The organism is Paenibacillus sp. FSL R7-0272, from assembly GCF_037969905.1.
Lineage (GTDB): Bacteria > Bacillota > Bacilli > Paenibacillales > Paenibacillaceae > Paenibacillus > Paenibacillus polysaccharolyticus.
On the sequence record NZ_CP150221.1, the window covers coordinates 4964188 to 4991181 of the forward strand.

Annotated in this window: 18 protein-coding genes, 9 tRNA genes and 3 rRNA genes; 2 read left to right on the forward strand and 28 right to left on the reverse strand. The window is 47.0% G+C overall.

What is annotated here, in order from left to right:
• Positions 1 to 3: 3 nt before the first annotated feature.
• From recJ to MKY23_RS21955, 5 genes are all read right to left on the reverse strand, one after another.
• Positions 4 to 2412, reverse strand: a complete 2409-nt coding sequence (gene recJ / locus MKY23_RS21935) for a single-stranded-DNA-specific exonuclease RecJ (RefSeq protein ID WP_339832216.1) — start codon at positions 2410 to 2412, stop codon at positions 4 to 6.
• A gap of 40 nt (positions 2413 to 2452) precedes the next feature.
• The gene (locus MKY23_RS21940) at positions 2453 to 3412 is read right to left on the reverse strand and encodes a cation diffusion facilitator family transporter (RefSeq protein WP_154983399.1); all 960 of its coding nucleotides are present in this window, start codon (positions 3410 to 3412) and stop codon (positions 2453 to 2455) included.
• Between the two features lie 73 nt (positions 3413 to 3485).
• Entirely contained in the window at positions 3486 to 4394 is a 909-nt protein-coding gene (gene secF, locus MKY23_RS21945; protein ID WP_090915593.1) for a protein translocase subunit SecF, read from the reverse strand.
• A complete protein-coding gene (gene secD, locus MKY23_RS21950) occupies positions 4384 to 5634 on the reverse strand; it encodes a protein translocase subunit SecD (RefSeq protein WP_090915595.1) in 1251 nt (416 codons plus the stop codon). The genes secF and secD overlap by 11 nt, the downstream gene beginning before the upstream one ends.
• 91 nt (positions 5635 to 5725) lie before the next feature.
• Positions 5726 to 5965: a post-transcriptional regulator gene (locus MKY23_RS21955; RefSeq protein WP_090915725.1), complete on the reverse strand. Its 240-nt coding sequence runs from the start codon at positions 5963 to 5965 to the stop codon at positions 5726 to 5728.
• 248 nt (positions 5966 to 6213) lie between these two features.
• On the opposite strand from MKY23_RS21955, the gene MKY23_RS21960 reads away from it, so the two are divergent.
• Entirely contained in the window at positions 6214 to 7869 is a 1656-nt protein-coding gene (locus MKY23_RS21960) for a polysaccharide biosynthesis protein (RefSeq protein WP_154983400.1), read from the forward strand.
• 2 nt (positions 7870 to 7871) lie between these two features.
• Here MKY23_RS21960 and MKY23_RS21965 read toward each other — a convergent pair whose 3' ends face one another.
• Positions 7872 to 8624, reverse strand: a complete 753-nt coding sequence (locus MKY23_RS21965) for a DUF421 domain-containing protein (protein WP_154983401.1) — start codon at positions 8622 to 8624, stop codon at positions 7872 to 7874.
• A gap of 180 nt (positions 8625 to 8804) precedes the next feature.
• On the opposite strand from MKY23_RS21965, the gene MKY23_RS21970 reads away from it, so the two are divergent.
• Complete coding sequence (locus tag MKY23_RS21970; protein WP_154887481.1) at positions 8805 to 9197, forward strand: TIGR04086 family membrane protein; 393 nt, start codon at positions 8805 to 8807, stop codon at positions 9195 to 9197.
• 90 nt (positions 9198 to 9287) lie between these two features.
• On the opposite strand, the gene yajC is transcribed toward MKY23_RS21970, so the two are convergent.
• The 22 genes from yajC to ilvE all read right to left on the reverse strand — a co-directional run bounded on the left by yajC (position 9288) and on the right by ilvE (position 26955).
• A complete protein-coding gene (gene yajC / locus MKY23_RS21975; protein WP_090915603.1) occupies positions 9288 to 9599 on the reverse strand; it encodes a preprotein translocase subunit YajC in 312 nt (103 codons plus the stop codon).
• A gap of 67 nt (positions 9600 to 9666) precedes the next feature.
• The gene (tgt, locus tag MKY23_RS21980; RefSeq protein ID WP_154983402.1) at positions 9667 to 10803 is read right to left on the reverse strand and encodes a tRNA guanosine(34) transglycosylase Tgt; all 1137 of its coding nucleotides are present in this window, start codon (positions 10801 to 10803) and stop codon (positions 9667 to 9669) included.
• Positions 10804 to 10838: 35 nt separating this feature from the next.
• Entirely contained in the window at positions 10839 to 11867 is a 1029-nt protein-coding gene (queA, locus tag MKY23_RS21985; protein WP_154887479.1) for a tRNA preQ1(34) S-adenosylmethionine ribosyltransferase-isomerase QueA, read from the reverse strand.
• 248 nt (positions 11868 to 12115) lie between these two features.
• Positions 12116 to 14200, reverse strand: a complete 2085-nt coding sequence (locus MKY23_RS21990; RefSeq protein WP_339832224.1) for a SpoIID/LytB domain-containing protein — start codon at positions 14198 to 14200, stop codon at positions 12116 to 12118.
• Positions 14201 to 14372: 172 nt separating this feature from the next.
• Entirely contained in the window at positions 14373 to 15383 is a 1011-nt protein-coding gene (gene ruvB, locus MKY23_RS21995; RefSeq protein WP_339832226.1) for a Holliday junction branch migration DNA helicase RuvB, read from the reverse strand.
• Between the two features lie 61 nt (positions 15384 to 15444).
• The gene (ruvA, locus tag MKY23_RS22000) at positions 15445 to 16059 is read right to left on the reverse strand and encodes a Holliday junction branch migration protein RuvA (RefSeq protein WP_154887473.1); all 615 of its coding nucleotides are present in this window, start codon (positions 16057 to 16059) and stop codon (positions 15445 to 15447) included.
• Positions 16056 to 16559 carry a crossover junction endodeoxyribonuclease RuvC gene (ruvC, locus tag MKY23_RS22005; RefSeq protein WP_090915614.1) on the reverse strand — a complete coding sequence of 168 codons (504 nt, stop codon included), beginning with the start codon at positions 16557 to 16559 and terminating at the stop codon, positions 16056 to 16058. Before ruvC ends, ruvA begins: the two co-directional genes overlap by 4 nt.
• A 285-nt stretch (positions 16560 to 16844) precedes the next feature.
• Positions 16845 to 17699 (reverse strand): BofC C-terminal domain-containing protein, encoded by an 855-nt coding sequence (locus MKY23_RS22010; RefSeq protein ID WP_339832230.1) that lies wholly within the window; start codon positions 17697 to 17699, stop codon positions 16845 to 16847.
• A 37-nt stretch (positions 17700 to 17736) separates the two neighbouring features.
• Positions 17737 to 17810, reverse strand: a tRNA-Pro gene (locus MKY23_RS22015).
• Positions 17811 to 17817: 7 nt separating this feature from the next.
• Positions 17818 to 17896, reverse strand: a tRNA-Leu gene (locus tag MKY23_RS22020).
• Positions 17897 to 17911: 15 nt separating this feature from the next.
• A tRNA-Arg gene (locus MKY23_RS22025) sits at positions 17912 to 17988 on the reverse strand.
• A 7-nt stretch (positions 17989 to 17995) separates the two neighbouring features.
• A tRNA-Gly gene (locus tag MKY23_RS22030) sits at positions 17996 to 18070 on the reverse strand.
• An 18-nt stretch (positions 18071 to 18088) separates the two neighbouring features.
• Positions 18089 to 18166, reverse strand: a tRNA-Asp gene (locus MKY23_RS22035).
• Positions 18167 to 18194: 28 nt separating this feature from the next.
• Positions 18195 to 18268, reverse strand: a tRNA-Met gene (locus MKY23_RS22040).
• A gap of 17 nt (positions 18269 to 18285) precedes the next feature.
• Positions 18286 to 18361, reverse strand: a tRNA-Val gene (locus MKY23_RS22045).
• A 6-nt stretch (positions 18362 to 18367) separates the two neighbouring features.
• Positions 18368 to 18439 (reverse strand) — tRNA-Glu (locus MKY23_RS22050).
• 4 nt (positions 18440 to 18443) lie between these two features.
• Positions 18444 to 18519: transfer RNA gene (locus MKY23_RS22055), tRNA-Asn, on the reverse strand.
• Between the two features lie 84 nt (positions 18520 to 18603).
• Positions 18604 to 18720 (reverse strand): 5S ribosomal RNA (gene rrf / locus MKY23_RS22060).
• Between the two features lie 153 nt (positions 18721 to 18873).
• Positions 18874 to 21799, reverse strand: a 23S ribosomal RNA gene (locus MKY23_RS22065).
• A gap of 338 nt (positions 21800 to 22137) precedes the next feature.
• Positions 22138 to 23693: ribosomal RNA gene (locus MKY23_RS22070) — 16S ribosomal RNA — on the reverse strand.
• Together the 16S, 23S and 5S rRNA genes with 9 tRNA genes alongside form the textbook arrangement of a ribosomal RNA operon.
• 555 nt (positions 23694 to 24248) lie before the next feature.
• The gene (locus MKY23_RS22075) at positions 24249 to 25874 is read right to left on the reverse strand and encodes a LysM domain-containing protein (protein ID WP_339832234.1); all 1626 of its coding nucleotides are present in this window, start codon (positions 25872 to 25874) and stop codon (positions 24249 to 24251) included.
• A 199-nt stretch (positions 25875 to 26073) separates the two neighbouring features.
• On the reverse strand, positions 26074 to 26955 hold the full coding sequence (gene ilvE, locus MKY23_RS22080; RefSeq protein ID WP_090919067.1) for a branched-chain-amino-acid transaminase: 882 nt from the start codon (positions 26953 to 26955) through the stop codon (positions 26074 to 26076).
• Positions 26956 to 26994 lie beyond the last annotated feature (39 nt).

Consider the following 26994-nt stretch of genomic DNA (forward strand, 5'->3'; position numbering starts at 1 on the left):
CATCTAAGATACGCCCTTCATCCGGGATACCATCCATTGTGTCAGTTGAGGTGTAGCTGCATCTAGCATCACCTGTTCTGTCTCGGCCATGTTTTCCAGCGCCTGATAATGACGTGCTGAAGTTAAATCACGTTTTGGCGGGCTTTCCGCAACCACGATTTTGCCGTCCTTCCGAGTAATAAAGGCCAGCTCTTCAAAAACATCAAGCATCATCGTGATCATACGCGTAGAACAACCACACTGACGACTGAGCACAGGAGTTATCTCTTGTTCCTCCACAGGTTCCGCTTTCCATTTGAACACCAGCATATAAAATCGCTTAAACAGTTCTCTGGAAGGCATCTGAAGTCGGTCTCGACGGTTGCCTGATCCGTGCAGAAGGATGATATTCTCGGCTCCGCTGAACAAAGCCAGCATTGCATCAAGTTGTTCCGGAGTTTCCGGCGTATCAAACACAAATAACGTCCGGACTTCTTCCTGCCCATACTGCTCTGCGGCAGCATTACACGGAAATAACCCGACCTTTCTATCATATACCCAAAGGCACGGTTCATACAATGAATTTCCCTCAGAAACATTGGTTTCTTTTCGAACAATGGCCCCAATCGACCCCGCTTTATATCGCAGATGTACGTCAAGCGCACTCAGGAAGTGCTTCATTGCGATCAGCGGCTCAGCATGTCCACGCATATCAAATACTTGTGACCCAGGAACGTGGATGTCCTGAAGCATCATCTGTGGCTTTCTCATGCCATTCCATTCATTGATCGACAGTTCCCCCATCACATCGATGACAGAACCGGGGGAGAGAAATTCAGCCAGTGCTCCCTTACCAAAAGCAACAGTTTCCAACTGCTGACCGTCTTGTTCAAGAACCAGCTTCAAATGGCGCTTTTCCCGTCCCATGGTTCTGGTTTCCTTGACAGTCACCTTTCTCAATACAAAACGTGGCGATGGATTACTCATACCAAACGGCTGTAAACGGTCAATCTCCTGAATCACCTTGAGGGGCACATCACTAATTCTGCATTCATCATCAGCCAAGCGCTGAGGTACAAAGTCTTCTTCTGTTAGTACCGTCGCGGCATATTCATTTAAACCCGTCTCAAGCTCTTCCAATTGATCACGATGCAACGTCATTCCTGCAGCCGCAGGATGTCCACCATAATGATCCATACTGTTTTTGTTCACGGTAAGTGCCTCATAAATATCCAGACCCTCAATGGAACGCGCGGATCCTTTGCAGACGCCACTCTCGGGATCAATCCCCAGAATTAGTGTTGGACGATAGTATCGCTCCAGCAACTTGGAAGCCACAATGCCGACTACACCGACATTCCACCCTTCACCCGCCAGTACGATAACATCCGGCACAGCTCCGGAACGTTGCTCAATTTTCTGCTCCAGTTGTGCTGTCGCTTCCTGTAGAATACCCTCCACGACTTGTTGCCGCTCTCGATTGAGTAGATCCAGCTGTCCCGCAAGGGTATGAGCTTCATCCAAATCTTCCGTCGTGAGCAGTGATACCGCTCTTCCCGCATGATCTAATCGGCCGCTAGCATTAATACGTGGAGCCATGGCAAAAGCAATGTTAATGGATGTCACCTGGCTTTGATCCACACCACTAATCTCAAGTAAGGCACTAACTCCAGGAAGTTTGGAACCTCTCATAGATTCAATCCCGTAACTGACGATCACCCGATTCTCGCCCTCAAGCGGCATCAAATCAGCTACCGTTCCAATCGCCGCAATCTCCATCCATTCACCTGGCACCTCACCGATCAATGCCTGAGCAACCTTCAACGCTACACCAGCCCCAGCCAGGCCCTTGAACGGATACGGACACCCCGGTAGTTTCGGATTAATCAGTGCGTACGCCTCTGGCAAAATCTCAGGGGGTTCGTGATGATCCGTGACAATCACTTCGATCCCCAGTGTCGCAGCATAAGCAATCTGTTCTACAGCGCTGATTCCCGTATCGACAGTAATAATTAATGTAACTCCTTGCTGTTGAGCCCAGTCCAAAGCATGATTATGAAGACCGTAACCTTCATTCGAGCGATGAGGAATATAGATATCGTATGAAGCCCCCAAATGACGCATCAGATGGATCATGAGCGATGTACTGGATACTCCATCGGCATCATAATCTCCATAAATTAAAATATGTTCTTCTCGCTCCAATGCCAACTTGATTCGAGGAATGGCCTCACTCATGCCTAGTAGCAGATAAGGATCATGCATCTGATTCAAATCAGGATGTAAAAAACGTTCTGCCCCCTCTTCATTGTGCACACCTCGGCTTACAAGCAAACGTCCTACTAGAGGGGAAACGGAAAGCGCCTGCGATAGTGCCGCAGCCGCCTCCAGATTGATATGTGGTGTATTCCACCGATATTGCGAATATAGCAACGCTAACGCTCCTTTCCTGATCTACGAGATCCCAGCGCCATCACTGAATTAATGTCGCTTCATGATCAGGCAGTTCATGATTGGATTTATAAGGATATCCAGGGTCATAGGGTATAGCCTGGATCTGAACTTCTTTTACATGACTAAAACGTGTTAACAGCAATGTCTTGGCTCGGTTTGCAATTTCTTGCGCCTCCAATATGGAGATTCTGGGATTCACACTAACAACTAACTCAATGGTAACATCATGTTCCTGCTCCCGTGCAACCAAATGTTCAATCGTGATAATACCGTATACCCGTTGTACTGTTTCTTTGTAGTCCGTAGCATCCTCCTGCTCAAGTTCTTGAACAAGTGAACCGTAGACCGTGTCTACAATCATTCGATAACCTTTATACAAAATGAAACCGGAAGCAATAAGAGCAGCGGTTGGATCAAGATACAACAGCAGACTCAAACCGGTTTCTTCCCCTGCCATCGCGCCGATAATACCTATTAAAACCGCTAGTGAACAATATAATGCACGTCGGTGTTGCAAGGCATACGACATAGCTTGGGACTGATTTCGTTTACGGAAATATCGATACTGAAATTGAAATATAGCTTCTTTCACAGCTAACGCAGCAACAGCTACCAAAAGAACAGACTTTCCAGGTGCTTCGAGTTCACCACTCGATAGGCTGCTTAATGCGGAGATAGCCAGCTGTAGGCCTCCCATCAAAATAAGCACCGCTAGCAGAACCGTCATGCCCGGTTTCGCAGCCCTTGCATGTTCTCTTAGCCGCTCCTTTTGTATCTTGCCTTTGGGTTGTACAGATCGTGAGGGAAAAAGAGCAACCAGAGAAGAGGCAGCTTCAGAGGCAGAATACAAACCATCGGCCAATAAAGATTTACTATTCGCCATGTATCCTACTCCTGTTTTGATGACTGCAAGTGCCAAGTTTCCGACGATCCCGCTCCATGTTGCCGCTTGTGCGGACCGACCAGCTTCTCTTGTCATGTCGATTCCCCCTTAATTCTGTACTTAACGTTGCAAAACCGCGCCTGGCAGACGCGGCTTTACATTCCGATGTTTAGTTAGAAGCTTTTGCCGCTGTTTTAGGTTTGCTAATTTGTTTACCTTTAAGCACCAACCAGAGTGGAGCAGCAATGAAGATTGAAGAATAAGCACCGAACAATGTTCCGATGACCATTGCAAGAGAGAACATACGAATGGACTCTCCGCCAAAGATGAACAAACAGATTGAAGCAGCAAATACCGTAAACGTTGTGTTCAATGAACGGGTCATCGTTTGAGCCAAACTATGATTCACAACCTCACGTAAATCGGCTTTTGTTGTCTTTTTGGCAAAACGCAGATTTTCACGAATCCGGTCAAAGATAACGATGGTATCGTTGATCGAGAAACCGACAATCGTCAGCACTGCTGTAATAAAGGTCAAATCCACTTCCAATCGGAAGATGGAGAATACACTGATAACGACAAATGCATCATGGAAGAGTGCAATAACAGCTGCAAGACCAAAGCGCCATTCAAAACGGATAGCCACATAGATCATAATCCCGATACTCGCAATGAGAACGGCATAGATCGCGTTGCGCTCCAGTTCCTTCGCCATCTCCGGATCAACGGTGTTGACCTCATAAGAAGCTGTGGAGTCCAGCTTGCTAAATTCCTGCTTGAATTTGCTCTCCATATTTTCATCCAGTACATTGGAAAAACGAACATTGACCCGATCTGCGCCAGGCGTGATGTGTACATCACCTTCATTAACACCCATGTTCTTGATGATTGGATTAATCTGCTCTGTAGTAATCGCTTTGGATACCGTAATATCTACGTTGGAACCTGATTTGAAATCAACTGCGTAATTAAGCCCCAGTCCGAGAATACTTACGATCCCCGCCACCGTCAAAATGATCGAAAAGATATAGGCAAATTTACTGCCTTTTACGTAATCATAATTCCAATTAAAGCGCACGAATTTCACTCTCCTTCACTCCGAAATACTTAGGCTTCTTGACTACGTTACCCCGTACAAGCAGGACTAACAGGAAGCGGGAGAAGAAAATATTCGTGATGATACTGGTCACAATATCGAAAATCAGTACGAGTGCAAAACCTTTAACTGCACCAGTACCCAAGAAGAACATTACAGCTGCCGCAATAATGGTTGTGATATTGGAGTCAATAATCGTACGGAAGGAATGTTTACCGCCGGCTTTAACGGATGACAAAATGGATTTGCCGCTACGCATCTCTTCCTTAATCCGTTCGTACGTAATGATGTTTGCATCAACCGCCATACCTATACCCAGAATAAAGGCTGCAATCCCCGGTAGGGTAAGCACGAATTCTCCAAGATAGAAAATGGCAAGGACTAACCATGTATGGGTGATCAGTGCAAAGCTCGCGATGATACCTGGGATGCGATACAGTCCAATCATGAAGATCAGGATGATGACAGAGCCAATCAAACCGGCTTTGATCGTCTGATCCAGAGACAACTTACCGAGCGTTGCGCCTACGCTTTGGGAGTATTTCTCCGTAAGTTTCAGCGGCAGTGCACCCAGGTTAATAGTATCACGAAGCTGATTCGCTTCTTCACGTGTATAGGAACCTGAGATTTGAGCGGATCCGTCAGTCAATTGTTGTCTAACTTCGGGTGCTGACAGCAATTGATCATCCAAGTAGATCGCAAGAGGTTTATTGATCAGACGTTTTGTGATTTCAGAAAACTTGGCTTTGTCTTTTACTTTAATGTCGATCATCGGCTCATTTAATTGAGTGAAGACCACCTTCGCTGCATTTTCGACAAACTCATTACCGCGAAGCTCAATTTTGGAGTACTCGCCTTCTTTGTCATCCGGTGCTTTACTCCGGAATGTCAGAACAGCGGGTTCTTTCATTTTGGCTCTAACCTCAGCCTCATCTGTAACCCCTGCCAGTTTCAACCGAATCCGGTTGGTTCCTTCTGTAGTTACTTCCGGCTCACTTGTTCCGAGCGCATTGGCACGGCTTTCGAGGCTTTTGGCTGTTTGCACCAAGGAAGCTTTGCTGAGTTGTTGCCCTGCTTCGAGCGGCTCTGCTTCATATAAGATCTCGTAGCCTCCTTTTAAATCAAGGCCCAAGCGTATATTTTTGAGCAGCTCCGGGCTTGTACCCACCATAACCCCTGTGGTGACAAGCACGACCAGAATGAAACTGATAATTCTTTTCATGCCGTTCCTAGATCCCCTTTCGTTCTCAATATTCCTATTATAGCGATGCCGTAAAAAGCAGTCAATTTTCAACAAAAAAGATCCCTTTCAACTAGAAAGTGGACCCCCGGTATGCAGACACCGTCATAAAGTTCATAAAGCTTGTTGCTTTCAGTGACAATATGTCGTTCACCAGTTGGTGAAGCGGTGGAATACCCTGTTTTTCGTATTTATGACTGACACAATTCCAGACATCTTGGCTGGTGACATATTCGTAACCGACAAGCCTTAATTCCTCCGCCTTACTTCGGCAGAGTATCTCTATTGACTGTTCCAACTCCACATCATTCATTTCTTCCAACGGGGAGCCTCCCTTCTTACATCCGAGCCTTTATGCGGCACCAATACTACATCATTCGACCTCACCCTTTCATATTCCTTCTTCTCGTTTATGGTTCTTTTTGTTAATCGTGTCCAAGTTGTCATGAGATGATGAAAGACCGGCATAGGATGAAGTACAACGGCTTTGTCCCATTAATGAGATAACCAGTACCTTCAATGAGGATAACCTGTACCTTCAACCGGGAAAGAGGGGTAGTTTTGAAGAAACAGACATTTATTCAGGGGGCCATGATCCTGCTCGCGGCAGGCATTATCAACCGGATTCTCGGCTTCATTCCACGAATCGCACTGCCACGAGTAATCGGTGCAGAGGGTGTAGGTATCTATCAACTGAGCTATCCCTTTTTCATCGTGCTGGTGACACTGATTACCGGAGGTATTCCTTTAGCTGTGGCCAAGCTTGTCGCCGAAGCCGAGACGGGTGCTAACCGTTATTCGCCACAACGTATTTTGCAGATCAGCCTTAGCTTCACGCTTACTCTCGGTGTCGTTTTTATGTTTTTATGCATCCTGTTTGCCCCTTGGATCACCCAATATGTCCTCACAGATGAGCGCGTATATCATACGTTTGTCAGTATGAGCCCCATGATTGCTATAATCGCAGTTTCAGCGGTGTACAGGGGGTATTTCCAAGGTAAGCAAAATATGATGCCTACAGCGATTTCATCCATTACTGAAACCATCATCCGTATCATTTTTGTGATCTGGTTTGCATGGCTTTTGTTACCTAAAGGGATTGAACATGCAGCCGCTGGGGCAATGCTCGGTGCTATGGTTGGGGAACTCGCCGGTATGCTGGTTCTGCTGTGGAATTATGCAAAGTTTAAAAAAGAATTGCCCCTTTCTCGTCGTAGTCGTATAAGGCAGACTCCTTCTCCTTCATCAGAGTCTTTACAAGATGACCATTCCAAAGTGGTAGAGAAGGATGAGTTTTCTACAGCGTCTGCCCCTTCCCAGAGAGGATTGATCCGCCGTTTACTGGCTATATCTGTCCCTGTTACAGCAGGTCGTCTTGTCGGTTCTTTATCCTATCTCGCTGAAACGATCGTGACAGCCCAGAGCCTCGCCATTGCCGGTATTGCTAAAGGGCTAGCTACAGCTCAATATGGTGCATTACAAGGAATGGTAATCCCACTGTTGCTACTTCCGGGAGCACTGACTTCTTCTCTCGCAACATCACTCGTGCCCTCTCTGTCAGAAGCTTCAGCCAATGGTGACCGTGCACTCATTCATAAAAGAATGCACCAGGCTCTGCGGCTAGCTCTAGTCACTGGTGCACCCTTTTCTGTTTTTATGTATGTGCTTGCCGAACCGATGTGTCTGCTGCTCTATGATGATGCATCGATTGGAAGCATGCTAAAGCTGATGGCTCCTTTTGCCTTGTTTATCTATATTCAAGCTCCACTACAGGCTGCGCTGCAGGCGCTCGACCGTCCGGGTAAAGCATTATTAAACACGTTTATCGGTGCTGTCATCAAAATTTCATTAATTCTGATGCTGGCTTCGCAGCCCGAATACGGTATATTCGGTGCCGTTATTGCCATCTGTATTAATTCGATGGTTGTAACTTTGCTACACGCGGGCAGTGTGCGCCGGTTATTAAATTTTCGTTTCAAGCTGATGGATTGGGTCAAAACCGGAGCTGGCATGTTCATCATGGGTGCTGCAACCTTGCTTATCTACGAACACACAGCTGCGCTATTTCCGTTCTGGTTTCGAATGATCCTTGCGACTTTTGCCGGTCTGCTTGTTTACTTTATGGTCATGGGTTTAACCAAAATGATCGACTTTCATGACCTATCACGTGCTCCCCTCATTGGCTCATGGTTCAAACGTCGATCTGAAAAAAAATAGTTTTATTTTTTGTCTTCACGAGCACTTATATATAACTTGCCATTGTGATCAATTGAACATATAAACACATCTTTAAAATCGTTAATGCCTTTTTGTTGAATTTGATTTTTTAACCAGAAACGTGTTTTCTCGATCATTTCCAAATTCTCATCCTGTACTTTCCCATCCATAATCAGGGGCACGGGTAAACCCTCATATTTGATGTTGGGGAAACCTTTCAGCTTAACATTTTCTTTTTGCCGTGCAGATGAATTGGAAGAACCGGAACCGGAACTGGAAGCAGAGCCATCAGAGCTCTGATCTTTCGGAAACACAGTTAGTTTCCCCGTTGTTTCCAGGAGCGCAAAATCTACATCACCGATGCTGTCAATATTTTGTTCCCGAAGCTGCAGTAACAGATCATCCAGATTGTAACGTTGCTTGCGCATTTCATCACGATGAAGCTTGCCTTTGGAGATTAAAACCGTAGGTTTTCCATCGATCATCAGACGAAGCTTGCGGCTTTTCAACCCGACATAAGCCATCCCGATTTGCATAACAATGACGGTCAGCATCGGAGCAATACCATGAGATAGCGGTTTTTTGATATCCTCAATCACAAAAGCAGCCATCTCGGCAAGCATGATGGACACGACCAGATCAAACATAGATAACTTGCCGATCTCACGTTTACCCATCACACGAATAGCGCAATACACCAGGAAATACATGAGTATGGTTCGATATATGTGAGGGCCAAAATCAGTGAAATTCATAACAGGAACCTCCTTCGAATTTCAGCATTGTACAGAGATCTGAAGTGCAATCCCTATTTTGACCTGAACCTCACATGCTCATGCAGAAATAATCCGTTCATTTAATGGAAATCGGTTCATAAGTCAGAAGGCTTGACCATACACTGTAATAATTTCAAACTTGTACAAGGGGGTTGCTTTATGCAATTGATTCGCCGCTTATTCTCATTTCGGATGTCCAACCCAATTCTGTCTGGCCTCTGTCACGCTTTTGTCTGGATGTTTATCGGAGCATTAATTCTTTCTTTCTTCCTGTGGATGAGCGGCATGCGAGAACAGGATCTTTCCACTTATACCTATGTTGTTCACGTTTTATCATTGCTCATCGGTGGTTTCATTGCGGGGAAACGTTCGGGTGAGAAAGGATGGTATTACGGTGGCTTCACAGGGATCGTTTATGGGCTTCTCGTGTTGCTCATCGGATTCTTGGCACTGGACGCTTCATTTAACTGGAAAGACAGCTTGCAGCTCCTTAGCGCATTCTTTATATCGGCTCTTGGCGGCATCTTTGGAGTCAACACACAACGCTCATAATCAACTCACACAAAAAAGAGAACCGGATCTACTTCAGATCCGATTCTCTGTTCGGGAATATGCCCGCGCATATTCTCATCATGTATACCATTATTCAGCCGTTTCACGACTTACAGCGCTGCTAATCGCATTACGGTCAAACGTAAGCTTGGTAACGTCATTTACACGCAATACCACCACGTCGTCTGTAATTTCAGCAATCGTACCGTGAAGACCACCGATCGTTACAATCTTATCGCCTTTTTTCAACTGGCCCAACATCGCATTACGTGCTTTTTGCTTTTTGTTCTGTGGGCGAATCATCAGGAAGTAGAAAATCGCGACCATCAGTACCAAAGGTACGATCAACGAAAAAATTCCACCACCAGCATTAGGTGTTGTTGCAAGCATTCCCTGAAACATCAAAACTCCCCCTTATCGACTATACGTACAGTTACTGCTTGTTGCATCGGTTCCGCAAAAACCTCAATCAGAAACCTTTGTCATTGTCATGCAGACCATATTGATCGAAAAATTCATCCCGGAAATCAAGCAAACGATCTTCCATTATGGCTTTACGCACATTGCGCATCAAGTTTTGTAGGAAATGAAGATTATGGATCGTTGTGAGACGCAAGCCAAACGTTTCATCTGCTTTGATCAGATGGCGCAAGTACGCTCTGGAATAGTTACGGCAAGTGTAGCAATCACATTCCGGGTCAAGCGGCCCAAAATCGGTTGCAAACTTGGCATTGCGAACGACCAGACGTCCCTGACTTGTCATCGTTGTTCCGTTACGGGCAATTCGGGTTGGCAACACGCAGTCAAACATGTCCACTCCACGAATCGATCCCTCAATCAATGCATCGGGTGAACCTACCCCCATCAAATACCTTGGTTTATTGGAAGGTAGCAAAGGCACCGTGTAATCCAATACGCCATACATCAAATGTTTCGGTTCTCCAACACTCAGTCCACCAATAGCATACCCCGGGAAATCCATGGAAGTCAAATCAGCCGCGCTTTGACGACGGAGATCCTCGTGCATGCCACCCTGTACGATAGCAAACAATCCTTGATCATGCGGACGGGCATGACTTTCAAGACAACGCTCCGCCCAGCGAGTTGTTCTTTCGAGTGATTTCTTAACGTATTCGTATTCAGCTGGATATGGAGGACATTCATCAAATGCCATCATAATATCTGATCCCAGAGCATTCTGGATTTCCATAGCCACTTCCGGGGAAAGGAACTTTTTGTCACCGTTCAGATGGGAGCGGAAATGTACGCCCTCTTCGGTAATTTTACGCATCTCACTAAGGGAGAACACCTGAAAACCACCGCTATCTGTCAAAATAGGCCGATCCCAGTTCATGAACTTGTGCAGACCGCCAGCTTGGCGGATAATTTCATGACCCGGTCTCAGGAACAAATGATACGTATTACTCAGAATAATCTGAGCATCCATTTCCTTCAGTTCTTCGGGACTCATCGTTTTTACCGTTGCTTGAGTGCCGACCGGCATGAACGTTGGAGTCTCAATAACACCATGAGGTGTATGCACACGTCCCAGACGCGCACCTGATTGTTTACACGTTTTGATATGTTCGTACGTAATTGCTGCCATTGGTTATAATCATCCTCTAAAAGTTAATCGGTTTATTAATAAATCAACATTGCATCGCCAAAGCTAAAGAAACGATATTTCTCCTTGATGGCTTCCTCATAAGCATGCATAATGTGTTCTCGGCCTGCAAGAGCACTAACAAGCATCACCAGTGTTGATTTGGGCAAATGAAAATTCGTTAGCATTCCGTCAATCACCTTGAAGGAGTAGCCAGGATAGATGAAAATGCTCGTCCAGCCGCTACTTTCCTGCAATACACCATCTTCAAATTTACTTCCTACCGTCTCCAGCGTTCTGCAACTGGTGGTGCCCACTGCAAAAACCTTATTACCACGCTCTTTCGTCTGATTAATCAGTTCAGCCGTTTCCTGTGATAAAGAATAATACTCCTCATGCATAACGTGATCCTCAACCATGTCAACAGACATCGGTCTAAACGTGCCAAGTCCAACATGCAGGGTAATAAATCCAATGTTCACACCTTTAGCGCGAATCTGATCCAGCAACTCATCCGTAAAGTGTAAACCTGCTGTCGGTGCAGCTGCAGAGCCCTCATGTTTGGCATATACCGTCTGGTAACGCTCTCGATCGTCCAGCGTTTCCTTGATATAGGGTGGTAGTGGCATTTCACCAAGGCGATCTAAAATCTCTTGGAAAATACCAATGTACTCAAACGTTAACGTACGTGCACCCATCTCACCTACTTCATTAATGACAGCCTTTAATTCATCACTAAACACAATGACAGAGCCAGCTCTCAGCTTTTTGCCCGGCTTGACGAGTGCCTCCCACTTATCACCTTCGACGTTTTTAAGCAAAAGCACCTCGGCTTTTGCCCCCGTGTCCGCTTTAGTACCAAACAGGCGGGCAGGCAATACACGTGTATCATTCAGAATCAGTGTATCTCCAGGCTGCAGTACATCGATAATATGAGGGAAATGGTGATGGGCAACCTCCCCTGTCTCTTTGTTCAACGTAAGCAAACGAGAAGCGGTACGATCCAGCAACGGTGTCTGTGCGATTAATTCCTCTGGTAACTCAAAATCATATAAGTTCACATTCATGTTCTATTCATTCCTTAAGGCTTTGATATTCTTCTTTACTTTAATATAAGCTAAACTAAAGATTTTCACACGGAACACTACGATGACAGAACAACCTTCCCATCGCTGTTATCCCCGGATTTTTTTATCTCCCTTTTCCAAGGGGAAAATCCAGTGATAAAGGCGACCGCTTCGCTTTCTCAGGTTTTTTCTGTCTTCTCCGTTTATGTGTAAATAAATATAGTTGAGCTTATATAAATCATTGTCTTTTATTCCTTTACAATAACCGCGTTCTGATAATAGTGTTTCAATATCGTCTGGTAATCATACCCTTCGTCAGCCATACCCTTGGCGCCCCATTGAGATAAGCCAAGTCCATGTCCATTCCCTTGACCAATAAACATAAAGGTCTGGCCTTGTGTCACGGCTCTCGCTTGACCATCTGCACTCATCACAACAAGTGCGTTGCTGGATGAAGTGCCTGTGCCTGAGGCAGACAATATTGAAGCGCCCTGTGATCCGGTTTTGCTGACTTTTTGACCGTCAGCGCCTAATACAGTATAACTTCCGGTCCCTGCAATATCAAATAAAGTGCTTGGTAATCCGCCGAGTGCAGAGCGATACGTATCCGCATATTTAACAGTCAACGGTTGTCCGTTGGCCGTAACTTCCAGTGCTCGTCCGGAAGGCCCTCGCTTGGTTACTTCCAACGTTGATATGGAAGCTGGAGCGGCTACAGTTGTCTTACCTTGCAATGTCTTGACCAGTTGTGCCGAAGTAAACGGCCCTCTCACCCATGCATAATCATTGGATTGAGCCACTTTTGCCAATACAACAACTTCCGTTCCAGGATTGATTTTGGCAACTGGCTCAACATTGGATTGAATGAGCGGGATCGGTCTAAGATTTGTATTTTGAGCCGTTACGGTTGCTTTGGAAAGTCCAGCATCCGTCTTCGTTGTTAATTCTTTTACATTGTCCTCACGAATATATCCGCTCACACCTGAACTCATCAGCACATGATACCATGTATGCAGTCCAGCCTGCGCAGACAGATCGCCACGACTGTCCACATTTGTAAATACGCCTGCCCCACCGTTCCACACTTCAGAAGGATGAGCAGTTTGTCCTCCAGCATTAGATGAAAATACAGCTTCTACAATTTTGCCTTCGCTTTTGAGCACTTCTCCAGCCGTTGCATCCACCGCACTCGTTACTTTGTCGTTCTCAGAGTTCATTCCATTGTATGCCTGACTCAGTGTGGTATCCACAACATTGGCGATCTTGAAACGCTCGCCCTGCTGGAGCGCATAGGAACGGGCAGCCACCGCCTGCACTTTAAGTGCTTCCGTTGGCCAAGAAGAATACACTTCTGCGCCAACAACCGAGTACAAGTACTGTTCCAGTGGCACGACGTTAACTAAAGCTAGATCCCCATTAACGATGCTGATCTCCATATCTCCGCGATATGTACGCTGGGAGCGCTCTACAACTTTTATACCGTTGCCACTTCCTTGTATCATTACCTTGGAGTCATTGCCTGCAATCGTGTAATGTGGAGCCGTTTTAAAGGCATCCATACTCAATCCCGCGTCCTGACGAATAATCAAACCTGGACTGTTACCTACAGGAGAGAGGCTAACGCCAGATACACTGGATTCCACACGTTGCTTCAACGTAGATAACTCCGTCGCAGATGTCGCTTCACCAACCCATACGGTATAGGTTTGATTGCCCCCATCTAGTTGCAATACAGGATAAGCTGTAAATCCCGCTGCAAGCAAACTTGACTGTGCTGCTTCTGCTTCCTGAAGAGAAGTGTAGTTCCCCGAAGACAGACGTTCGCTTCCGGTTACAAGCGGTTTTTGTCCCGCTAATTGAGCCGCAGCTGTCTTTTGAACCCGAGCAACGGCTTGTCCTGCAAGTGCTGCTGTACCGTAATTACCGGTGTATAGCTGATGCAGTGTTTTTCCATTAAACGTCACCGTATACAGCAAAGGTTTATCAGCCGTAGCCTGAAGCAATTTTGCTGCCGCTGCGGCTGTTGTGAAATCAGCAGTCTCCAATACTTTTACGCGGAATCCATCCGCACTAAAACGGGTTTGCCCCGATGGAAGAGTCACATTGGTACCACCACCAGACTGAATACTCCATGAACCTGCTGATTCAAGTGTAATTAGAGGTGTTGTTGATTTATATGTGCTCCCTAAATTCGCAAACATAGCTACTCGAATCAATTGCTCATTATCACCAGCCGCATAAGCTGGCACATGCAAGCACCCTACTGTCAACAGAGCAGCCGCCAGTACCTTCAATCGACGACTCCACTTCTTCGTGCGTATTGCTTTTCCCACAATCAGGCTCCTCTCCATACATGTTCTTCACTTTATATCGGTCAGTTTTCACGGGAATTTCAACTTCCTGTTTAATATCTAGGAATTCCGTTCACTGTTTATAAACGGTAATGTCGTCTTCTTCATCTATTCTCTCAAGGTTTTCGCATAGACGACGTGCAAAAGCCGAGTCTTACTTACCGTCTCTTGGCGGAACAGGCAAACCAAGATGATGATAGGCTAGATCAGTAACTACACGCCCCCTTGGCGTACGCTGAATCATACCGATCTGCAGCAGATAAGGTTCATACACATCCTCAATCGTCTGAGATTCTTCCCCAATGGTAGCCGCTATCGTATCCAGTCCAACAGGACCTCCCCGGAAGCTGTTAATCATAGACTTGAGCATCTTGTGGTCGATATCGTCTAACCCACGCGGATCAATCTGCAGGCGTTGCAACGCCTCTTCTGCCAGGGCTTGTGTAATAATGCCATCACCGCGTACTTGTGCAAAATCACGTACTCTTTTCAATAATCGGTTTGCAATCCGCGGTGTCCCTCGTGAACGCAAAGCAATCTCCTCCGCAGCATCCCCAACAATCTCTACACCCAGAATATCAGTGGATCGTGAAACGATGTACGCAAGTTCATCAACCGTATAGAACTCCAAACGACTAATCACACCAAAACGGTCTCGAAGCGGAGCTGACAAAAGTCCTACGCGTGTCGTAGCTCCTATTAACGTAAATGGAGGCAAGTCCAAGCGAACAGAACGTGCACTTGGCCCTTTGCCAATCATAATATCCAGAGCAGAATCCTCCATCGCCGGATACATCACCTCTTCAACGGTACGATGAAGTCGATGGATCTCGTCAATGAATAACACGTCTCCCTCTTGCAAATTCGTCAGTAGCGCTGCCAGATCACCTGGACGTTCAATTGCAGGGCCTGAAGTGGTTCTCAGGTTTACGCCAAGTTCATTTGCAATAATATTAGCGAGTGTTGTTTTACCTAGACCCGGAGGTCCGTATAATAGCACATGATCCAATGCTTCATTCCGCAATTTAGCGGCTTCAATATATATTTTAAGATTTTCCTTCACCTGATTCTGCCCGATGTATTCATTTAGATATCGGGGACGAAGGCTTAATTCGACGTTCTGATCTTCCATCATCAGGTTAGCGGATATAATCCGTTCATCCATGTTCTTCCCACCCTTTTCTTGCAGGTTACAACTCTAGTACGACGATACAAATGAATATAAATTAACCCGTAAATAACATTTGCAGTGCCCGTTTCATCAACACATCTACAGAATCTGCGGTCGTCACATCTTTTTTGAGCTTGAGCCATACTTTGTCCAGTTCACTATCCGTATATCCAAGTGCCTTCAGACCTTCACGCGCCTCATCCCATGAGGACCCACTTCCAACCTCCTCGGATGGTGGTGCAAAGAGACCCGTTTCATAGGCTGCTGTACCAAAACCGTCCAATTTGTCCTTCAGGTCCAGAATCATACGTTGCGCTGTTTTTTTTCCGATACCTGGTAGTTTCGTCAAGAATGTCAGATTCTCCTGATAAATGGCTGTAACCACATGATCAGGTGTGCCACCGGCAAGAATACCTAACGCCACTTTTGGCCCAATTCCAGATACTTCAATCAATTTACGGAACAAACGCTGTTCCTCTCTCGTCACAAACCCAAATAACAGCATCGCATCTTCACGCACATGATGATGAGTGTACACGATGATCTCGCCTTCCTGCTTGGCAAACGCATAGGGGTTCGGACAGAACACACGATAACCCACCCCATGCACATCTAAAACAATATAATCACTCTCGACATGTATGAACTGTCCTCTTAGAAAATCAATCATTTTCGCAATACCTCATTCAACTTGGAATTTAATGTATAAGAATGTGCATGACAAACAGCAACAGCCAGCGCATCTGCAACGTCATCGGGTTTAGGCACAACCTGCAGACGAAGGAACATTTTGACCATCTCCTGCACTTGTTTCTTCTCCGCCTTGCCATAGCCTACAATCGCCTGTTTAATCTGCATCGGGGTATATTCCGCAATAGGCAGGCCTTTTTGAGCAGCAGCAAGAATCATGACCCCTCGGGCCTGGCTGACAGACATCGCTGTTGTTACGTTACGGTTAAAAAAGAGTTTCTCCAGTGCGACCGCATCTGGCTTATACTTATCAATCAGTTGCACCATACCCTCATATACGTGAAGAAGCCGATCCTCATCTGGTGTATGTGCCTCCGTCTGAATACATCCATATTGTACGGGCACAACCTTGTTCCCGATTTTATCTACAAAACCAAACCCCACAATCGCAATACCCGGGTCAATTCCCAAAAAACGCAAAACCATCTCTCCCTTACAAAAGCGAACATATGTATCGTTCATTTCATTATAACAAAAGATAGGCCTTGCGGCAGGAAAAACTTTGTCTATGCCAAAGCCTATCGTATTTCGTGACTTTTCTTCAAAATTTTCATTTTTATAGAAGAGTTAACTTATAAAAACGACAAAAAGGACATCCGCACGATGTCCTTCCGTAGCCATCTCTTCTATCCACTTATCTTCATACACGTCTCCCGAAGGTAACTCTATACCTTTGACTTAAAGGTGGTATTCCTGCGGAATGGGTTATCCGCCATTTCGAAGTAAATGATGCGTTTCATCCACAGCAAAGTCACTAAACGTCGAAATTACACTGTCATATTCATCTTTATCCTGTATTCGGATGCCTTCTTGCAATTGCTCCAGCACTCCTTCAGGCAATGAACTTTCCAATGTACCTACATCGAGTTGAAAAAACGTACGAATAACATTCTCTTCAGCGGGTTTGCCCTCATACAGATTGAGATGACCTGTAGCATCGATACTGATGTAGGCTTCTTGTTTACAAATAGGTGAAAGATCATCCACGCTTTGATTCAAATGTAACGTATCCGAGGAAGTAACCTTTGCTTCCCACTCTGGATGTTGAGCAAGCAGCATTTTTAATTGAGGGATATCCATTCTCCCCAGCTGTTCAGTTTCAACACCACAAATATATTTGGTTTGTAAAACAACACGTATTAATTGGTCTGCACCCGTTTCAAGTTGCTCTACAATCACCTGAATCTCATGTGCCGATCGTTGATCCTGTTTAACTGGGCCCATAACATTTACAGCTTCACCAAAATCGGTTGTTAGTAAACGCTCAACTGCTGCTGATATAGATAAACCACGGTACGCTAATATTGTAACCGCACATATAGCGGCAACCATCCACAAGATTCGTTTCCATCGTCGCCAGCGTCTCTTTAATTGTTTTCGTAAGGTGAACCTATTCACATAAACCCCTTCAATCACTTTTTTAAACCTATTGTGACCTAATGGAGAAACCTTTATGCAAACCCACCTCTTTAAACTCTTGAAAGCCTTGACCTTGACAAATTGCGGTAATCGAGAGATCAAGAGATCCAAATTTATGAAGTGAATATCTATTAAAATCAAAAAAATCACCATCTGATTAGATAGTGATTTTTAGAAATCGGGATGACACGATTTGAACATGCGACCCCCTGGTCCCAAACCAGGTGCTCTACCAAGCTGAGCTACATCCCGTTATATATACCGGCGAGAGGACTCGAACCTCCACGGTTTCCCACTCGATTTTGAGTCGAGCGCGTCTGCCATTCCGCCACGCCGGCAAACTATGAAAATAATGGCGCGCCCTGAGAGATTCGAACTCCCGGCCTTTTGATTCGTAGTCAAACGCTCTATCCAGCTGAGCTAAGGGCGCAAAATATTGGAGCGGAAGACGGGAATCGAACCCGCGACCCTCGCCTTGGCAAGGCGATGCTCTACCGCTGAGCCACTTCCGCATGATAAAAATGTAAATATGGCGGAACCGACGGGATTCGAACCCGCGATCTCCTGCGTGACAGGCAGGCATGTTAGGCCAACTACACCACGGTTCCAGATCACTTTCGGTTAGGAAAGCTACAATTGCGGGGGCAGGATTTGAACCTGCGGCCTTCGGGTTATGAGCCCGACGAGCTACCGGGCTGCTCCACCCCGCGTCAATAAAAAAAGTAAATGGTGGAGGCTGAGGGGATCGAACCCCCGACCCTCTGCTTGTAAGGCAGATGCTCTCCCAGCTGAGCTAAGCCTCCATAATATGACCCGTAGGGGATTCGAACCCCTGTTACCTCCGTGAAAGGGAGGTGTCTTAACCCCTTGACCAACGGGCCTTAATGGCTCCCCGAACAGGACTCGAACCTGTGACAACTCGATTAACAGTCGAGTGCTCTACCAACTGAGCTATCAGGGAATAATATGCATTTGGGCTGCAAATGCAACTCATCGTACAACGTCTACATGCAGAGCCTGTTTTCTATGTAAGATGAAAAAGTTCGCTTGGCGGCGTCCTACTCTCCCAGGACCCTGCGGTCCAAGTACCATCGGCGCTAGAGGGCTTAACGGTCGTGTTCGGGATGGGTACGTGTGGAACCCCTCCGCCATCGCCACCAAACGCGATTGGTCGAAGCATAGCTTCTTCCATATCCATTTTGGAATTGAAAATCAACCACACATTCCGTGATGTACCGATTTTCATTTCACCATTCAGAGTGTTGTTCTCTGAAAACTAGATTCGAAACGAAACGCACGCGATTTAAACTTGCTATTGGATAAGCCCTCGACCGATTAGTACTGGTCAGCTCCATGCATTACTGCACTTCCACCCCCAGCCTATCTACCTCGTCGTCTTCAAGGGGTCTTACATACTGGGAAATCTCATCTTGAGGGGGGCTTCACGCTTAGATGCTTTCAGCGCTTATCCCGTCCGTACATAGCTACCCAGCGGTGCTCCTGGCGGAACAACTGGTACACCAGCGGTACGTCCATCCCGGTCCTCTCGTACTAAGGACAGCTCCTCTCAAATTTCCTACGCCCACGACAGATAGGGACCGAACTGTCTCACGACGTTCTGAACCCAGCTCGCGTACCGCTTTAATGGGCGAACAGCCCAACCCTTGGGACCTACTTCAGCCCCAGGATGCGATGAGCCGACATCGAGGTGCCAAACCTCCCCGTCGATGTGGACTCTTGGGGGAGATAAGCCTGTTATCCCCAGGGTAGCTTTTATCCGTTGAGCGATGGCCCTTCCATGCGGTACCACCGGATCACTAAGCCCGACTTTCGTCCCTGCTCGACTTGTAGGTCTCGCAGTCAAGCTCCCTTATGCCTTTGCACTCTTCGAATGATTTCCAACCATTCTGAGGGAACCTTTGGGCGCCTCCGTTACTCTTTAGGAGGCGACCGCCCCAGTCAAACTGCCCACCTGACACTGTCCCCGCACCGGATTACGGTACCAGGTTAGAACCTAGATACGATCAGGGTGGTATCCCAACGGTGCCTCCACGCAAGCTGGCGCTCACGCTTCAAAGGCTCCCACCTATCCTGTACAGATCGTACCCAAATTCAATATCAAGCTGCAGTAAAGCTCCATGGGGTCTTTCCGTCTTGTCGCGGGTAACCTGCATCTTCACAGGTATTAAAATTTCACCGGATCTCTCGTTGAGACAGCGCCCAAGTCGTTACGCCATTCGTGCGGGTCAGAATTTACCTGACAAGGAATTTCGCTACCTTAGGACCGTTATAGTTACGGCCGCCGTTTACTGGGGCTTCGGTTCACAGCTTCGGATTGCTCCTAACCACTCCCCTTAACCTTCCAGCACCGGGCAGGCGTCAGCCCGTATACTTCGCCTTACGGCTTCGCACAGACCTGTGTTTTTGCTAAACAGTCGCTTGGGCCTTTTCACTGCGGCCCCCTCGTGCTATTCACACTACCGGGGCACCCCTTCTCCCGAAGTTACGGGGTCATTTTGCCGAGTTCCTTAACGAGAGTTCTTCCGCGCGCCTTAGAATTCTCTTCTCGCCTACCTGTGTCGGTTTGCGGTACGGGCACCTTCATCTGGCTAGAGGCTTTTCTTGGCAGTGTGAGATCATGACCTTCGCTACTGTAATTTTCACTCCCCATCACAGCTCAGCCTTACGGTTAGCGGATTTGCCTACTAACCAGCCTTACTGCTTGGACAGACATCCATCAGTCTGCGTCACTACCCTACTGCGTCCCCCCATCGCTCGTAACGATTTACGGTGGTACAGGAATTTCGACCTGTTGTCCTTCGACTACGCCTTTCGGCCTCGCCTTAGGTCCCGACTTACCCTGAGCGGACGAGCCTTCCTCAGGAACCCTTAGGCTTTCGGCGGATCAGATTCTCACTGATCTTTTCGTTACTCATACCGGCATTCTCACTTGTATAATGTCCAGCGCTCCTTACGGTACACCTTCAACCCTTATACAACGCTCCCCTACCCCTGATGCAAAGCATCAAGCCATAGCTTCGGTGGTGTGTTTAGCCCCGTTACATTTTCGGCGCAGAGTCACTCGACCAGTGAGCTATTACGCACTCTTTCAATGGTGGCTGCTTCTAAGCCAACATCCTGGTTGTCTGTGCAACTCCACATCCTTTCCCACTTAACACACACTTGGGGACCTTAGCTGATGGTCTGGGCTGTTTCCCTTTTGACAATGGATCTTAGCACTCACTGTCTGACTCCCGGAAGTAAGTCTATGGCATTCGGAGTTTGACTGAGCTTGGTAACCCTTGCGGGCCCCGCACCCAATCAGTGCTCTACCTCCACGACTCTGTTTTCCGAGGCTAGCCCTAAAGCTATTTCGGGGAGAACCAGCTATCTCCGAGTTCGATTGGAATTTCTCCGCTACCCCCACCTCATCCCCGCATTTTTCAACATGCGTGGGTTCGGGCCTCCAGTGCGTGTTACCGCACCTTCACCCTGGACAGGGGTAGATCACCCGGTTTCGGGTCTACGTCCACGTACTATGGCGCCCTATTCAGACTCGCTTTCGCTGCGGCTCCGGCTCTTCACCTTAACCTTGCACGGGAACGTAACTCGCCGGTTCATTCTACAAAAGGCACGCCATCACCCCTAAAACGGGCTCTGACTTTTTGTAAGCACACGGTTTCAGGTTCTATTTCACTCCCCTTCCGGGGTGCTTTTCACCTTTCCCTCACGGTACTGCTTCACTATCGGTCGCTAGGAAGTATTTAGCCTTGGCAGATGGTCCTGCCGGATTCATACGGGGTTTCACGTGCCCCGCACTACTCGGGATCCGTCTCGGAGGGAACAGACTTTCAATTACAGGGCTTTTACCTTCTTTGGCGGGCCTTTCCAGACCTCTTCGCTTAACCGGTTCCTTTGTAACTCCATGTGAGACGTCCCACAACCCCAAAGAGCAAGCTCTCTGGTTTGGGCTTCTCCGCGTTCGCTCGCCGCTACTGACGGAATCACTATTGTTTTCTCTTCCTCAGGGTACTTAGATGTTTCAGTTCCCCTGGTATGCCTCTACATAACCTATGTATTCAGTTATGAGTAACTGGATATTACCCCAGCTGGGTTTCCCCATTCGGACATCCCCGGATCAAAGCTTGCTTACAGCTCCCCGAGGCAGTTTCGTTGTTCGCCACGTCCTTCATCGGCTCCTAGCGCCTAGGCATCCTCCGTGTGCTCTTAGTAGCTTAACCAGTTTGCTCCGGTTTCGACTGCTCGCTTCCCTTGGTTTGCTTGCGCAAAGCCAAAAGTCGCTCTCATTCGATACCATCGCAAAAGCAATTAAGTACCAATTTATTGAAACTTGTTATACACAAGTTCAGCTAAAAAGGAATGTTCTAATTCGCGTTTGTTTCGTTTCGATATCTAGTTTTCAAAGAACAAATCGTTTCGTTCGGGCCGTTCACGGATGTGTCGGTCGAACAAACGAGAAGTTTTGAGAGTTTGAGCTCTCAAAACTGAGCAACGAGTGAGTGGTTTGCAGCTGAGCTGCATATTTGAATGTTTCCACGCGGGAAACGATTCTCCATAGAAAGGAGGTGATCCAGCCGCACCTTCCGATACGGCTACCTTGTTACGACTTCACCCCAATCATCTATCCCACCTTCGGCGGCTGGCTCCTTGCGGTTACCCCACCGACTTCGGGTGTTATAAACTCTCGTGGTGTGACGGGCGGTGTGTACAAGACCCGGGAACGTATTCACCGCGGCATGCTGATCCGCGATTACTAGCAATTCCGACTTCATGCAGGCGAGTTGCAGCCTGCAATCCGAACTGAGACCGGCTTTGTTGGGATTGGCTCCATCTCGCGATTTCGCAGCCCGTTGTACCGGCCATTGTAGTACGTGTGTAGCCCAGGTCATAAGGGGCATGATGATTTGACGTCATCCCCACCTTCCTCCGGTTTGTCACCGGCAGTCTATCTAGAGTGCCCACCCGAAGTGCTGGCAACTAAATATAAGGGTTGCGCTCGTTGCGGGACTTAACCCAACATCTCACGACACGAGCTGACGACAACCATGCACCACCTGTCTCAACTTTCCCCGAAGGGCACCTAACGCATCTCTGCCTCGTTAGTTGGATGTCAAGACCTGGTAAGGTTCTTCGCGTTGCTTCGAATTAAACCACATACTCCACTGCTTGTGCGGGTCCCCGTCAATTCCTTTGAGTTTCAGTCTTGCGACCGTACTCCCCAGGCGGAGTGCTTAATGTGTTAACTTCGGCACCAAGGGTATCGAAACCCCTAACACCTAGCACTCATCGTTTACGGCGTGGACTACCAGGGTATCTAATCCTGTTTGCTCCCCACGCTTTCGCGCCTCAGCGTCAGTTACAGCCCAGAGAGTCGCCTTCGCCACTGGTGTTCCTCCACATCTCTACGCATTTCACCGCTACACGTGGAATTCCACTCTCCTCTTCTGCACTCAAGTCACGCAGTTTCCAGTGCGATCCGGGGTTGAGCCCCGGGATTAAACACCAGACTTACATGACCGCCTGCGCGCGCTTTACGCCCAATAATTCCGGACAACGCTTGCCCCCTACGTATTACCGCGGCTGCTGGCACGTAGTTAGCCGGGGCTTTCTTCTCAGGTACCGTCACCTTGAGAGCAGTTACTCTCCCAAGCGTTCTTCCCTGGCAACAGAGCTTTACGATCCGAAAACCTTCATCACTCACGCGGCATTGCTCCGTCAGGCTTTCGCCCATTGCGGAAGATTCCCTACTGCTGCCTCCCGTAGGAGTCTGGGCCGTGTCTCAGTCCCAGTGTGGCCGATCACCCTCTCAGGTCGGCTACGCATCGTCGCCTTGGTGAGCCGTTACCTCACCAACTAGCTAATGCGCCGCAGGCCCATCCCCAAGTGACAGATTGCTCCGTCTTTCCAGTTTTCTTCAGGCGAAGAAAACAAGTATTCGGTATTAGCTACCGTTTCCGGTAGTTGTCCCAAGCTTGAGGGCAGGTTGCCTACGTGTTACTCACCCGTCCGCCGCTAACCATCCGAGAAGCAAGCTTCTCTTCAAGTCCGCTCGACTTGCATGTATTAGGCATGCCGCCAGCGTTCGTCCTGAGCCAGGATCAAACTCTCCAATAAAGATGAATTTCACAGCGTGGTTAAACGCAGTGGAACTCATCGGGGTATTGAAAAGAGCGATAAGCTCATTTTGAATCTGACGAGATTAAAAATCTCATTTGTGTTCCAGTTTTCATACGGCCAGATGGCATGTACCAAAACCTTCACGTCATTCTGCAAGCAGAATGTTTACTCACTCGTTGTTCAGTTTTCAAAGATCAAACTTCTTTTTTTCGTCACCGTCGTGTTTCAGCGGCGACTTAAATAATGTAACACATGGCCAAAATTAATGCAAGAGTTTTTTAAATTATAGTTTTATTTCTACAGAGTTTTGCATGTACACTTCAATTCAAAGCTAGTTTCAACCTGAAATTAAAGCGCATACATATTGTAACATATTTTTGAACGGGCTTTCAAACGTTATCAGCAATATTTTGTTTATTCGACACCTCCATCATTTTAAACATGCTGTCTTTTTTCGTTGTAACTGCTCAAGCGAAAAGGTCAGTTCTAATTTCTTGAACTGACCTTTTCGCAACACCCATCATTCCATATCATGTTCTGCTGTGATCAATCTTAATGTTGAATCCAGGGATTACGACGTTTCTTGGCTGTTTTTTGTAAATTCGTTGACGACGTGTTTTCTCTAGCAGATTTTCCAGACACAGATACCTTTGATTTACTTTTCGCAGGTGTTTTACTTGTTCTTCGTTTTGCCGTTCCATTTTTAGACGGAGTTGATTTCGGTTTCGCATCAGATTCCGGATCAACCTCTTCAAAAGCGGCCTGACTTAAGTTCGCATTGTCACGCCCTCCCTTTTTCCCACTGTTGGCATCATGGACTTGAGAAGGGTACATCTCTCCAAAAGCACCAAGCGGAGATGGCGGAACCATATTTTGAGCCGGATACGGATTTTGATAAGCATATTCCATCGGATGATTTGGCATAACAGATGTGGACATTTCAGGCGGCATACCATTCGGGTGACCATACATTCCCCAAGCTGGTTCCTGATAACCATACGCAGGATAAGTATATTGAGGAGCATGTGTATGCGATCCACACCCGCATGGAGGGTACGGAAGCATAGAGTACGGAGAAATCAATGGCGGTTGATTGTTCATCTGATTCATTGCAGCTGCAACACTCGGGGAAGGACTGTTTATTTGAGCTGCTGGCGAAATTGGAAATGCATTATTCGTCATCTCAGGAGATATATTTGGCATTACGTTATTATGATTAAAAGTCTGATCTGCTCCCATCCACGGGCCATTGGGCATGCTACCCATATTATAAGCACCAACATCCTGAACACCAGGGAACGGAGAGTTGCTGGCCATCTCTGCCGTATACATGTTGTTTTGCTGAACAGCGTATACCTCTTGTGCAGGAACAGGTACCTGCATATAAGGATGTTCCATTGGAGCATGGAGCATTTTTTGACCACAGCCACACGGCGCCTTAACCGACGGCTCGACATTCACAGCCGGTTCGATGTTAGGCATCACAGGCAAAGGCATCGCTTCAGGTGAAAGATTAAGCATTTGAGGTTTTATTGCTTCGTTTACAGGTTGGACTTGAACTTCAGGCTTCATCTCTTCTTTTTTGTCTGGTTTCTTCTCAGGCTTCATTTCGGGCATTACAGGTAATTGAGGCAAAGCCTCCAATTCAGGCTTGATATTAGGCTTAGCCGGTGTAACAGGCACTGGTGCCGGAACAGGTACTGGCATTTCAACTGCCTGCGGCGGAGGAGCTGGTACAACAGGTGCCGTTTCTTCTTTTACACCTGTATACTCTTTCCCTTCAGGTGATAACTTTTCTTGCGCGCCCATATTCCCCATTTGAGTATTTGCTGCCTGATTACCTTGTGCATGCATGGAAGGAATATAGACGGTTTCTCCAACCAGAAGAGCATTTGGATTCTTTAATTGCGGATTCGCATTGATCATGTCTTTCAACGGAACTCCCCAAGCTTGTGACAGCTTCCATAACGAATCGCCTTGTACTACCTTGTGACTGTGTAGCACGCCCTCTGGCTTTGGTATTACCGGCTGTGCAGGAATTTTGACCTTCATGCCAATATCCAACTTGTCGGGATCTGCAATCTGCGGGTTGGCCGCAATTAATTTGTCCAGCGCGACATTGTATTTTTGGGACAGCAGATATAAGGTGTCGCCTTTTTTCACCATGTGTATTTTCACAGGGAACTAACCTCCTAGACGTCATACTTGGGCAGTACATTCGCCCATACCGTTACTACATCCTATGCAGCAACCGGGCTAATGACATCATCTGAACAAAAAAAATCCTCCCGCCTTCTAAAATCCCACATACACGAGGCATGTTACATTTTATCGGACAAGGAGAATTCCTGTTATTTATTCAATTCGACGCAGTGATTTATTCCCACACCTTGTAGCCGTCTTTGTCGACAATTTGGCGGAAAGCTTCAAGCAATTGCAATGTAACCGGACCTGCTACACCTGAGCCAATCGTTCTTCCGTCTACTTCGCACGCCGCAATAACTTCCGCAGCCGTTCCTGTGAAAAATACTTCATCCGCAATGTATACATCATGAAGCGTGAAAGGCACTTCTTTTAACTCAATACCTAACTCCCCGCACAGATCAATAATCGCTTGACGGGTGATGCCTTCGAGTGCTCCAAGGTAACAAGGCGGAGTATACACCACACCATTTTTGATAATGAAAATGTTATCGCTTGAGCCCTCGGTTACGTAGCCTTGCGAGTTTAGCATAATAGCCTCACCTGCACCCGAAAAGTTCGATTGCAATTTGACAAGGATGTTATTCAGATAGTTGAGGGATTTAATTTTCGGATTCAACGCATCCGGGATGTTACGACGCTGGGATACGGAGACGGCCTTCAATCCAGTAAGGTACGCTTCTTCCGGATAGATTGCTAGCTGTTCTACAATAATGATCACGGAAGCTTTAGGGCAACGCGTCGGGTCAAGGCCCAGGTTCCCTGGTCCGCGTGAGACGATCAGACGAATATAACCGTTACGCATATCATTGCGGCGTACCGTTTCAGCCATCACTTCAAGCATCTCATCGTAGGACAGCGGAATGTTCAAACTGATGGATTTTGCCGAATCATACAAGCGATCCAAGTGAGCCTTACATCTGAAAATATTTCCATTGTAAATCCGAATACCTTCGAAGATCCCATCTCCGTACAAGAATCCATGGTCATACACCGAAACTTTTGCATTTTCCTTGGTTACATACTGACCATCCAAATAGATCCATTGTTCTGCCATGACTAACTGCACCTCCATTAAATATGCATTTCCTATATT

What these genes read in the sequence shown, in the direction of transcription:
- MKY23_RS21940 (WP_154983399.1), bottom strand. Translation starts at nt 3,412, where the DNA reads ATGACAAGAGAAGCTGGTCGGTCCGCACAAGCGGCAACATGGAGCGGG.
- tgt (WP_154983402.1), bottom strand. Translation starts at nt 10,803, where the DNA reads ATGGCAGCAATTACGTACGAACATATCAAAACGTGTAAACAATCAGGT.
- MKY23_RS21965 (WP_154983401.1), bottom strand. Translation starts at nt 8,624, where the DNA reads ATGAATTTCACTGATTTTGGCCCTCACATATATCGAACCATACTCATG.
- secD (WP_090915595.1), bottom strand. Translation starts at nt 5,634, where the DNA reads ATGAAAAGAATTATCAGTTTCATTCTGGTCGTGCTTGTCACCACAGGG.
- MKY23_RS21970 (WP_154887481.1), top strand. Translation starts at nt 8,805, where the DNA reads ATGCAATTGATTCGCCGCTTATTCTCATTTCGGATGTCCAACCCAATT.
- ilvE (WP_090919067.1), bottom strand. Translation starts at nt 26,955, where the DNA reads ATGGCAGAACAATGGATCTATTTGGATGGTCAGTATGTAACCAAGGAA.
- ruvB (WP_339832226.1), bottom strand. Translation starts at nt 15,383, where the DNA reads ATGGATGAACGGATTATATCCGCTAACCTGATGATGGAAGATCAGAAC.
- queA (WP_154887479.1), bottom strand. Translation starts at nt 11,867, where the DNA reads ATGAATGTGAACTTATATGATTTTGAGTTACCAGAGGAATTAATCGCA.
- ruvA (WP_154887473.1), bottom strand. Translation starts at nt 16,059, where the DNA reads ATGATTGATTTTCTAAGAGGACAGTTCATACATGTCGAGAGTGATTAT.
- yajC (WP_090915603.1), bottom strand. Translation starts at nt 9,599, where the DNA reads ATGTTTCAGGGAATGCTTGCAACAACACCTAATGCTGGTGGTGGAATT.
- MKY23_RS21955 (WP_090915725.1), bottom strand. Translation starts at nt 5,965, where the DNA reads ATGAATGATGTGGAGTTGGAACAGTCAATAGAGATACTCTGCCGAAGT.